The organism is Pseudoflavonifractor sp. 524-17 (assembly GCF_009935845.1).
In the GTDB taxonomy this organism is placed as follows: Bacteria; Bacillota; Clostridia; order Oscillospirales; family Oscillospiraceae; genus Pseudoflavonifractor_A.
In genome coordinates, this window is sequence record NZ_QWEK01000028.1 from 56,277 (window position 1) to 66,453 (window position 10,177).

Annotated in this window: 8 protein-coding genes and 1 riboswitch; of the genes, 4 read left to right on the plus strand and 4 right to left on the minus strand. The window is 59.9% G+C overall.

Features of this window, described 5'->3' with window-relative positions; translation table 11 throughout:
• Positions 1 to 30 precede the first annotated feature (30 nt).
• Positions 31 to 142, minus strand: a riboswitch (SAM riboswitch).
• Positions 143 to 208: 66 nt separating this feature from the next.
• Both D1159_RS11460 and fabZ read right to left on the minus strand, forming a co-directional pair.
• Positions 209 to 1,696, minus strand: a complete 1,488-nt coding sequence (locus D1159_RS11460) for a 4-hydroxyphenylacetate 3-hydroxylase N-terminal domain-containing protein (protein WP_161845792.1) — start codon at positions 1,694 to 1,696, stop codon at positions 209 to 211.
• A 17-nt stretch (positions 1,697 to 1,713) separates the two neighbouring features.
• Positions 1,714 to 2,166 carry a 3-hydroxyacyl-ACP dehydratase FabZ gene (gene fabZ / locus D1159_RS11465; RefSeq protein ID WP_347563681.1) on the minus strand — a complete coding sequence of 151 codons (453 nt, stop codon included), beginning with the start codon at positions 2,164 to 2,166 and terminating at the stop codon, positions 1,714 to 1,716.
• Between the two features lie 229 nt (positions 2,167 to 2,395).
• Between fabZ and D1159_RS11470 the strand changes: the two genes are divergently transcribed.
• Positions 2,396 to 3,076: a YoaK family protein gene (locus D1159_RS11470; RefSeq protein ID WP_243152258.1), complete on the plus strand. Its 681-nt coding sequence runs from the start codon at positions 2,396 to 2,398 to the stop codon at positions 3,074 to 3,076.
• 161 nt (positions 3,077 to 3,237) lie between these two features.
• On the opposite strand, the gene D1159_RS11475 is transcribed toward D1159_RS11470, so the two are convergent.
• Complete coding sequence (locus D1159_RS11475) at positions 3,238 to 3,924, minus strand: PilZ domain-containing protein (protein WP_161845793.1); 687 nt, start codon at positions 3,922 to 3,924, stop codon at positions 3,238 to 3,240.
• Between the two features lie 110 nt (positions 3,925 to 4,034).
• Entirely contained in the window at positions 4,035 to 6,554 is a 2,520-nt protein-coding gene (locus D1159_RS11480; protein WP_161845794.1) for a PAS domain-containing hybrid sensor histidine kinase/response regulator, read from the minus strand.
• A 293-nt stretch (positions 6,555 to 6,847) separates the two neighbouring features.
• On the opposite strand from D1159_RS11480, the gene D1159_RS11485 reads away from it, so the two are divergent.
• From D1159_RS11485 to D1159_RS11495, 3 genes are all read left to right on the plus strand, one after another.
• A complete protein-coding gene (locus tag D1159_RS11485) occupies positions 6,848 to 7,891 on the plus strand; it encodes an ATP-binding cassette domain-containing protein (protein ID WP_161845795.1) in 1,044 nt (347 codons plus the stop codon).
• Positions 7,872 to 8,645 carry a methionine ABC transporter permease gene (locus D1159_RS11490; RefSeq protein WP_161845796.1) on the plus strand — a complete coding sequence of 258 codons (774 nt, stop codon included), beginning with the start codon at positions 7,872 to 7,874 and terminating at the stop codon, positions 8,643 to 8,645. The genes D1159_RS11485 and D1159_RS11490 overlap by 20 nt, the downstream gene beginning before the upstream one ends.
• Positions 8,646 to 9,097: 452 nt before the next feature.
• Positions 9,098 to 9,973, plus strand: coding sequence for a MetQ/NlpA family ABC transporter substrate-binding protein (locus D1159_RS11495; protein ID WP_161845797.1), 876 nt, complete (start codon positions 9,098 to 9,100; stop codon positions 9,971 to 9,973).
• Positions 9,974 to 10,177: the final 204 nt, after the last annotated feature.

The window sequence follows — 10,177 nt, forward strand, 5'->3', positions numbered from 1 at the left end:
ACGGCGGAGCGTTAAAGGACTGGGGTCTTAACCTCATCTGTCGATTTACACCGCCGGATTTGGCACCTTTCCCGCCCCCAACGGGGAGCAGGCAGGTTGCCGGGCTTCGCAGGGCCGATCCCTCCACCACTCTTGATAAGGCATATTTATTTTTAGCAGCTTCATTGTATGGCATTTTCCCGGAAATGTCAAGAGCCGATTTCACGGTCTACTTTTCCCCGCGCCTGATTCCGGCGATGTGCTTTGCCAGCTCCTTTTTGCCCTCCAGATTCCCCTGGCGGGCGATCATGATCCGCTGGGCCTGGGGCGAGCCCGCGCCATGGAGGGACTCGGTGCGGTAGCCCACGGCGGCGGCCCCCAGGCAGAGGTTTTCCAAAAAGCGCAGGATCCGCTGCCGGTCCTGGACGGACACCCCCTCCTTTGTCCCAAAGTACTTGCTGCAGATGTCGCCGATGGTCTCCCCGTTCCGGCCCACTACCGTATCAGAGGTAAAGTCCTTCTCAGAGGGCATGGTGACCATCAGCCCGCCGGCGATGTCCTCCGCCAGGCGGACGATCTCGTAAGGAAAGCGCGTCACGTTCTGCTTGCACACATTGGCCAGCAGCAGGTCGATCTGGTAGTTCCCCGCCCGGGTGGGGCACCCCTCGCAGGAACAGGCAATGCCGCAGCTGTACAGCGTCTCATTCAGGTGGGTCATCTCGATGAGCTTGTCCTTTATGTGGCTGGCCTTTTCCACCCCGTTGTACTCCGCGGCCAGGGCGGCGGCGCCGATCAGCACATCCCCCACCCCCACCTTGCAGCCGCCGTAGCTCTGCCGGTGGTAGCCGGCGAAGCGCTCCACCAGCGTGCCGGCAAACTCATACTCCCCGTTCAGGAAGATGTACTCGTTGGGGATGAACACGTGGTCCAGCACCACCAGGGCCTCCTGACCGCCAAATTTGGCGTTGCCCTGGTCGATGCACCCCTCTGTCTCCAGCCTGCGGGTGTCACAGGACTGCCGGCCGTAGATGAGGTACATGCCCTCCGCGTCGGTGGGGCAGGCGAAGGAGACCGCCCAGTCCTTGTCCGCCTCTCCCATGGCGATGGTGGGCATGAAGATGTGCCAGTGGGAGTTGACAGAGCCGGTCTGGTGGCACTTGGCGCCGCACACTACGATGCCGTCGGACCGGCGCTCCACCACGTGGACATACATGTCCGGGTCGGCCTGCTGGTGAGGTGGCTTGGACCGGTCTCCCTTGGGGTCGGTCATGGCCCCGTCCACCGTCAGGTCCTGGTCCTGAACCTGAATCAGAAACTGCTTGAAATTTTCGTGATAGCGGGTGTGGTACTTCTCATCGATCTCAAAGGTGGTGGAAAAGACGGCGTTAAACGCGTCCATACCCACGCACCGCTGGAAGCAGGAGGCCGTCTTCTGCCCCAGCAGGCGCTGCATTTTCACCTTTTTCACCAGGTCCTCCGCGGATTGATGCAGGTGGGTGAACCGGTTGATTTTCCGGCCGGTCAGGCTGGAGGTGGCCGTCATCAGCGCCCCATACTCCGGGTTGTGCGCCAGGGCGTAGGTCATGGCCACGCATTGGATGGACGGGCGGATCATGGGGTGGTCCACCCAGTTTTCAATCTGCTCCCCAAACAGGTACACCCGGGTGCGCAGCTTGCGCAGGCTGTCAATATACTCCTTTGCGGTCATCAATGCCATGGTTTCCTCCTTGTCTGTCACCGCATGGCGATGGTGACTTCCGTCTCCGCCGCCAGGTCTCCAGCCGTATACACCGCGCATTTGCAGGTGGCGATGGCCTTCTCGGCCCGCTCACTCAGCAGCTCCGCCCGGATCTCCAGGGTGTCGCCGGGGAGAATCTTCTTATAAAACCTCGCGCTGTTGATCCCCAAAAACAGGGGCGCCTTTCCCGCATAGATTGGCTTGCTCATAAGCACCAGATCGGTGGCCTGGGCGGTACACTCCACGGTGTACACCCCCGGAAACACCGGATCTCCGGGAAAGTGGCCCTGAAAAATCTCCCGGGCCGGGTCCACCCAGAATGTGGCCTCCACCCGCTGGCCCGGCACCAGCTCCCTGACCTCGTCAATGAGGAGCATCGGATCCCGGTGGGGGAGAATCTCCATCACCTGTGCATGGGTAAGTGCACTTCCATCCCTGCCGCTGTTCACATACTTATCCTCCTTTGTTCCGGCTTGTGCGTCCCGTCCCACCGGCGCAGGCAGCGGGACGGCCAAAAAAAATTCCATAAATCCAACCGGTTATAACATGCTAATCATAGGTGTTTTAAATAAATTTGTCAAGCCACATCCCATTCCCGGCCCTCTGCTTTACATCCGCCCCCGGCAATCGTATAATTCTTTTGTCATAGAATTTACGACCCACAGGAGGCAAAGCGCCATGTCCTTTTTCAACAGCCGTTCCGGACAGATGTCCGACTCGGTGCTTGTCATGATTCCCCTCACCCTGTCCGGCGGTCTTCAGGACGCCTACTCCTATTTCATGCGGGACAGAGTCTTTGCCAACGCCCAGACCGGCAATATCGTTCTGATGAGCTGCGCCTTCTTTTCCGGAAATTTTTCCGGCTGCCTGCGGTATCTCATCCCCGTTTTGGCCTTTGCTCTGGGGGTGCTGGCGGCGGAGCTTCTCCGCGCCCTGTCCCCCGGCGGGGGGAGGATCCACTGGCGTCAGAAGGCGGTGATAGGAGAGATTTTCCTGCTGGGGACAGCAGGTCTTCTCCCCGCAGGCTGGGACTGGCTGGCCAACGCCCTCACCTCCTTCTCCTGCGCCGTGCAGGTGCAGAGCTTCCGCAGTGTAAACGGCAGCGCCTACGCCAGCACCATGTGCATCGGAAACCTCCGCAGCGCCATGGCCCACCTAGGCGGAGCTATCGCCGCCCGGGACCCCCGCCGCCTTCGGGAGGCAGGGAAGTACGGCGCTATCCTCCTTCTCTTCGCCGCCGGTGCCGGCACCGGCGGCGTTCTGACCGGATATCTGGGCCTGCGCGCCATCTGGGCCTCCTGCGCCCTGCTGGCCGTGGGGTTCGTCTTGATGCTCCTCCAGACGCCCAGCCGCTCTTAGGACCTAAGCTTGAAATCCACAAAGGATTCCTGCGCTTGTTTGCCTTGCAGGACAGCAAAATCCCTTGGCAATCCAGCATCCCCCGGTTGTGAATACAGATCCTGAAGCGCAAAAATCCGCGGGGAGGCAGGCGTATTTTGCCTGCCTCCCCGTAAAGGTGTTTACCGGTTCTTTTTCCGCTGGAGATCAAAAATGCACTGGGTAATTCGCTCTGTCTCCTTGTCATTCAGGTCCATAAACCGCAGCCCGTACTCAAACTGCTTCTCGTCCTTTGAGATAATGCGAAGCAGCTCGCAGCGGATGAGAAAGGGCTCCCGGTCTGGAATCAGCTTAACCCGGAGCAGAAACTTCTCCCTGGCCTTGTGGGGCGCCGCGGTGAGCACCCGGGCGCCCCCAATACTGATGTTCAGCAGCTTACAGGGCTCCTCCTTCCCCCCTACCCGGCCGGAGGGGGACAGCGTCCCCTCAACATTGGTGTCCAGCCGGAAATAGGCCCGGTCGTTGCCTGTCTTGAGCAGCTTCAGATGTTCTGCCGTCCAGGTCCGGTTCTGCTCCGGCGTGATGACGCCCTCCATATAGACCGCCTTGTTGTCCCGGTCGCTGTACCCGCGGATTTTCACCATAATGGGCTCCGGCCCCATCTCCACAGATTCCTCTGACTGCTGCCACAGCTGGCCGGTGCCCCCCCGCAGGCCCTGAAGCCGCGCCACGAAGAGGAGGCGGCCGTCTATGGCGGTTACCTCGACCTGCAGCCCGGAATAGGGCGCCAGCTCCGCCCCCTCTTTTTCGGCAGGCGCCTCCGCCGGCCTCTTTGGCTCCTTCTTCCCAAATAAACCAAACAGTCCCATATTCTTTCCTCTCTATCCCTAATAGGTTGGGTTCTATTATAGCAGAGTTGCCCAGAAACCGAAAGAGGGATTTTCGCCGGCATACCGCCAAATATAAAAGCGGCGTCTCATCAAGGCACGGGCGGGGTCTCTTTACTGAAAACCGCTTTGAGGGCGTCCATCAGCTTTTCAATCTCAATAGGTTTGCCCTGATAGCCGTTCATTCCCACCTCCATTCCCCGCTGTCTGTCCTCCTCGAAGGCGTTAGCGCTCATGGCAATAATGGGCACCCGGGCCAGCAGCGGGTCGTCCAAGCGCCGGATCTCCTGGGTGGCCCCATAGCCGTCCAGCACCGGCATCTGGATGTCCATCAGGACCAGATCGAAGGGGGCGCCGGCGGAGTTTTTTACCTGCTCCACCGCTTGGGCTCCGTCTGAGGCCATTGCCACCGTCAGCCCCGCCTCCTCCAGAATGGTGGCGGCGATCTCCTGGTTGAGCTCGTTGTCCTCCACCAGCAGCACCCGCCGGCCGGCGAAGCTGTCCTCCATGCCGCTCCAGGCTGGGCCCTCCTGGATGATGTCATGGCCGGACTGAAGCAGGGCGGCGCGCAGCTCGGACAAAAACAGGGGCTTGGAGCAGAAGGCGGTCACACCCGCCTCCCGCGCCTCTGTCTCAATATCCGCCCAGTCGTAGGCGGTGAGAATGATAATGGGCTTGCCGCCGCCGATCAGTCTGCGGATGCGGCGCACCACCTCAATGCCGTTCATGTCGGGCATGAGCCAGTCGATGAGATAGGCGTCGAATTCGTCCTCCTGCTCCAGGGCCAGCTTGGCCCGGAGGACGGCCTCCCGGCCGGAGGTGGTCCACTCCGGCCGCATCCCGATGCTGGAGAGCATCTTGGTCACACTGACACAGGTATTGAAATCGTCATCCGCCACCAGGGCCCGCAGGCCCTTCAGTTCCGGCACCGTCTCTACCCGGCAGGGCTCACTGGACAAGCGGAATTGGAAAGAGATCGTGAATGCGCTGCCCTTGCCCACCTCGCTCTCCACGCAGATGGAGCCGTGCATCATGTCTACGATATTCTTGGTAATGGTCATACCCAATCCCGTACCCTGGATACCGCTGATGGTAGAGGTACGCTCCCGCTCGAAGGGCTCAAAGATATGCTGTAAAAACTCCGGATTCATGCCGATGCCGGTGTCCCGCACAGTGAACTTGTAGGAGCCCCAGCCTTCCGGGGCATCCCCGGTTTCGGTGATGCGCACACTGATCATTCCCTGAGGCGGGGTAAATTTCAGGGCGTTGCCCACCACATTCAACAGCACCTGCTTCAGCCGCAGCCGGTCGCAGATGACATTTTCATTGACCACGTCCATCGTGTCAATAAAAAATTCCAGCCGCTTGGAGCGGATGTCCGCCTGCACAATGGTCTTCAGGTCGTGCATCACGTCGGTGAGGCTGCACGCCGTCTCCTCAATATGCATCTTGCCGCTCTCAATCCGGCTCATATCCAGTACGTCGTTGATCAGGGACAAGAGGTGGTTGCTGGACGACATGATTTTATCCAGATAGCCCTTTACCAGTTCCTTGCTTTCAATGTGGTTGGACGCCAGGGCAGTAAAGCCGATGATCGCGTTCATTGGCGTACGGATATCATGGGACATATTGTTGAGAAAGACCGTTTTCGCCCGGTTGGCCCGCTGAGCCTGTTCCAGCGCGTCCTCCAGCATTCTGCGCTGGGTCTCCAGCTCCTCGTCCTTCTGCTTTTGCTCTGTGATATCCACGAACATCCCCGCATAGGTAATGGGGGTGCCGTCCGGCCGGCGGGAGAGCTTCCCCGCCGCCTGGAACCACCGGTACCCGCGGTTTTTGGTAAGCAGCCGGTACTTCACATCGTAGACCCGTTTTCCGGTGTAGTCGGCAATCGTCCCATAGTAGGCCTTGAGCACCTGTTGCTTATCCTCCGGGTGAATCAGATCCGACCACGCCTCCAGCGTGTTGGGGAAGTCGGCCTCGCTTTGATAGCCCACCATCGCGCGGAATTCCTCGCTCCACAACACGCTGACCATCTTTCCCTGCTCGTTGAACTCCATGCTCCACATCCCGGAACGGAGAATCTCATGGACCAGCCGCAGGGCGGTGGTCTCATGCTCCAGCCGGCCCAGCGTCTCCAGCCGCTCCTGAAGCAGCTGGGTCATGCGGGTGTTGCTGAGCTCCTTCAAATGCCGCTCGGTGGCGTCTTCCACAAATACATAAAATACATCCCCATACCGCTTGGTGTGGACAAAGTGGCCGTAGTCCTGGAGCCAGCGGATGGCGCCGTCTTTCCGGATGATACGGTATTCCACATAGTCCAGCGCTTCGTCATTGTGGTTGATCTGCAGCTGAATGCTCTCTGAAACCCGCGCCCAATCCTCTGGGTGAACCATTCCCCGGAACACAAAACCGGTATAGCGCTTGAAATCCGCCAGGTCATCGCAGCCAAATATACGAATCAGGGCGTTGTTGGCGTAGATAAGCTCCTCTTTTCCCGTGGCATGGTAAATAAAAAAGCCGCCAGGCATCCCAGTGGTGACCTGTTCGATAATCGGAAAGGTCCCTTCGCTCAACACCAGCGGCTGGGTCTCGTCTTTTTTATGCTGACTCATAGGCGCGCTCACATCACTTTTCCTAAAATTTCCCGCCGCCGGGCATGTTGACATTTATCAGCCAGACGCTAAACTGTAATGGATAAATTTTACCATCTTAAAGGCTCCTGTCAAGTAGGCAATCGCGGAAAGAGGCCGAAAGAGAGAGAAATTCTCTATCTGGAAGGCCAGATTCCAGGGCCGGCCCTTCCGCCAGATTGCGGTGGAATTTGCCTTGACAGGCCGGGCGGGTCTGGCATACAATAATCACCGTACAATCGACGGTTATCCCGGTGAAAAAGGAGAAATCCACGGTGATAGAACTAAAAGACCTGTGTAAAACCTTCCCTACGGAGCAGGGGCCCTTTCTTGCTTTGGACCATGTGAATATTACCATCAACGATGGGGATATTTACGGCATCATCGGCATGAGCGGCGCCGGCAAGTCCACCTTGGTCCGGTGCATCAACCTGCTGGAGCGGCCCTCCCAGGGACAGGTGCTGGCGGATGGCCTGGTGGAATCCGGGCGCGGCGCGCCGGTGGATCTGTGTACGCTCTCCCCCGCCCAGCTGCGCCAGGCCCGCCGGTCCATCAGCATGATTTTTCAGCAGTTCAACCTGCTCATGCAGCGCACCTGTCTGAAAAATATCTGCTTCCCCATGGAGATCGCCGGGGTGCCGGCGGCCCAGGCCAGAAAGCGGGCGCTGGAGCTGCTGGACATCGTGGGCCTGCCGGACAAGGCCGGGGCCTACCCCGCCCAGCTCTCCGGCGGACAGAAGCAGCGCATTGCCATTGCCCGGGCGCTGGCCTCCGACCCAAAGGTGCTCTTATGCGATGAGGCCACTTCCGCCCTGGACCCCACCACCACCCGCTCCATCCTGCGGCTGATTCAGGACATCAACCGCCGCCTGGGCATTACGGTGATTGTCATCACCCACGAGATGGCGGTGGTGGAGGAGATCTGCTCCCACGTGGCCATTCTGGATCACGGCCGGGTGATGGAGCAGGGCACGGTGGAGGAGGTCTTCTCCAACCCCAAGACAGAGGCGGGGCGGAAGCTGGTCTACCCAGATGGGGTCATCCTGGACCCGGTGAAGACCAGCCGGGTGGTGCGCATCGCCTTCAACGGCGGCTCCTCCTACGAGCCCCTCATCGCCTCGCTGGCCATTGACTGCGGGGTTAAGGTAAACATACTGGGGGCGGACACCAAGAATATCAACGGCCAGGCCTTCGGCACCATGCTCATCGGCCTGCCGGACAACGAGGCGGAGGCCGCCAAGGCCATTGCCTACATCAAGAGCCAGCCCAATGTAACGATGGAGGAGGTGCGCAATTACCATGACGGATCTGCTGAATAACGACCAGGTGCTCCGCCTGCTGGAGCTGGGCAAAAACGGCCTGCTCTTCGCCATCTGGGAGACCTTGTATGTCACGGTGATCTCCACCTTTTTTGCCTACCTCATCGGCCTGCCCCTGGGCGTGGCCGTGGTGGCGGGGGAGGAGAACAGCGTGCTCCCCCTGCCCAAGCCGGTAATGGCCGTGCTGAATTTTGTCATCAATATCCTCCGCTCGGTCCCCTTCCTTATTCTCATGGTGCTGGTCATCCCCCTGTCCCGGCTGATTCTGGGCACCTCTATCGGCACCAAGGCCACGGTCATTCCCCTTATTGTGGCGGCTTTCCCCTTTGTGGCCCGGCTGGTGGAGGGTTCCCTGCGGGAAGTCGACCGGGGCATGATTGAGGCCGCCCAGTCCATGGGCTGCTCCCCTCTCCAGATTATCACCAAGGTGATCCTGCCGGAGAGCCTGCCCTCTCTGGTCACCGGGTTTACCACCGCTTTTATCACCATCCTCAGCTATGGTGCCATGGCCGGGGCAATCGGCGGCGGCGGCCTGGGCTCCATGGCCCTGAACCTGGGCTACCAGCGGCGGATGAAAATTATCCTGTGGGTGTCCGTGGTGGTGCTGGTCATTCTGGTCCAAATCTTCCAGTCCGCAGGCACCCATCTGGCGGTGCGCATGGACAAGCGGCTGCAGGGCAGCCAGAAAAAGGGGGCTCTGCGCAGGCAGAAGAAGTCCGTGGCGGATAAGTCCCACGGGGCGGGCAGTCTGTAGCCATCCATATATTTCAGTGGGGCGGGCAAAAATGCGGTTTTGTCCGCCCCTGCTTTTGTCTAAATTACCTTCTTGACAGATAGGTAAGTTGGGAGTACACTAAAGATAACCCAAGCGGAACTGAATAACGCCCCTCAAACGCAAGGAAGAGAAGAGTAGGCGGGAAGATACGTCACAGAGAGCCCGGTATGGTGGAAACGGGTACGGAAGGTCCGGCTGAACATGGTCTCGGAGCGGCGCACCGACTGCGGAGCTTTCCGCACAGGCTGCGACGGGAGCGCCCGTCAGCGCGCAGGAGTATGCTAGTACTCCGTAAGGCCCCTGTCGTGAGGCAGCGGGTGAAGCAAGGTGGTACCACGAAGCGGAATGCTCTCGTCCTTGAATGTGATTCAAGGGCGTTTTTTTGTGCTCCGGTTTGGGAGAAAATCAAATGGACAAAAGGAGAAATGAACATGAAAAAACTTACCTCTGTGCTGCTTACCGGCGCCCTGGGCTGCGCCCTGCTGGCCGGCTGCTCCAACTCCGGCACCGCCTCCGCGCCCTCCGCTGCCCCCAGCGCCGATCCCGCCCTGTCGGAGCCCTCCGCTCCCGTGGCCGAGAAGGTCACCATTAAGGTGGGCGCCACCCCCGCCCCCCACGCTGAAATTCTGGAAATCGCCAAGGATGTCCTGGCCGAGCAGGGCATTGAGCTGGAAATCGTGGAGTTCAACGACTACATTCAGCCCAACCTGGCCGTGGAAAGCGGCGAGCTGGACGCCAACTACTTCCAGCACATCACCTACATGAACGAGTTCAACGTCAGCGACGGCACCCATCTGGTGAGCGCGGCGGAGATCCACTACGAGCCCTTCGGCCTGTACGCCGGCAAGACCAACGCCATCGCCGATCTGGCTGACGGCGCTCAGATCGCCGTGCCCAACGACACCACCAACGAGGCCCGGGCCCTGCTGCTGCTGGAGCAGGAGGGGCTGATTACCCTGAAAGAGGGCGCCGGCATTACCGCCACTAAGGCGGACATCGCCGAAAACCCCAAAAACCTGGACATTGTGGAGCTGGAGGCCAGCCAGCTGCCGGTGCGCCTGGCCGACGTGGATATGGCCGTCATCAACGGCAACTACGCCATTGACGCCGGCCTGAAGGTCTCCGACGCCCTGGCGGTGGAGTCCGCCGACGGCACTGCCGCCACCGCTTACGTCAATGTCCTGGCCGTCAAGGAGGGCAAGGAGAATGACGCCGTTATCCAGACTCTGGCCCAGGCCCTTTGCAGCGACGAGGTCAAGGCCTTTATGGAGGAGACCTACGGCGGCGCTGTGGTGCCGGTGTTCTAAGTAATACTCCGTGGGGGGCCTCTGAACTCATCGGACATTGAGGTTTTTTCTACAGATTGACAGCCGCTGCAACTCAAGCAGCGGCTGTCAATGTTATACAAGGCTTCTGTTCCAATCAGGGGTGTCCCCTTCGGCGTCCTAGCCCTCCCGCACGCCCGCCATGAGCAGGCCGACGCCCTCCTTGGTGGCCTCGCTGTCCTGGAC

Coding starts and splice junctions, on each gene's coding strand:
- D1159_RS11490 (WP_161845796.1), top strand. CDS start 7,872: ATGACGGATCTGCTGAATAACGACCAGGTGCTCCGCCTGCTGGAGCTG.
- D1159_RS11495 (WP_161845797.1), top strand. CDS start 9,098: ATGAAAAAACTTACCTCTGTGCTGCTTACCGGCGCCCTGGGCTGCGCC.
- D1159_RS11460 (WP_161845792.1), bottom strand. CDS start 1,696: ATGGCATTGATGACCGCAAAGGAGTATATTGACAGCCTGCGCAAGCTG.
- D1159_RS11475 (WP_161845793.1), bottom strand. CDS start 3,924: ATGGGACTGTTTGGTTTATTTGGGAAGAAGGAGCCAAAGAGGCCGGCG.
- D1159_RS11480 (WP_161845794.1), bottom strand. CDS start 6,554: ATGAGTCAGCATAAAAAAGACGAGACCCAGCCGCTGGTGTTGAGCGAA.
- D1159_RS11470 (WP_243152258.1), top strand. CDS start 2,396: ATGTCCTTTTTCAACAGCCGTTCCGGACAGATGTCCGACTCGGTGCTT.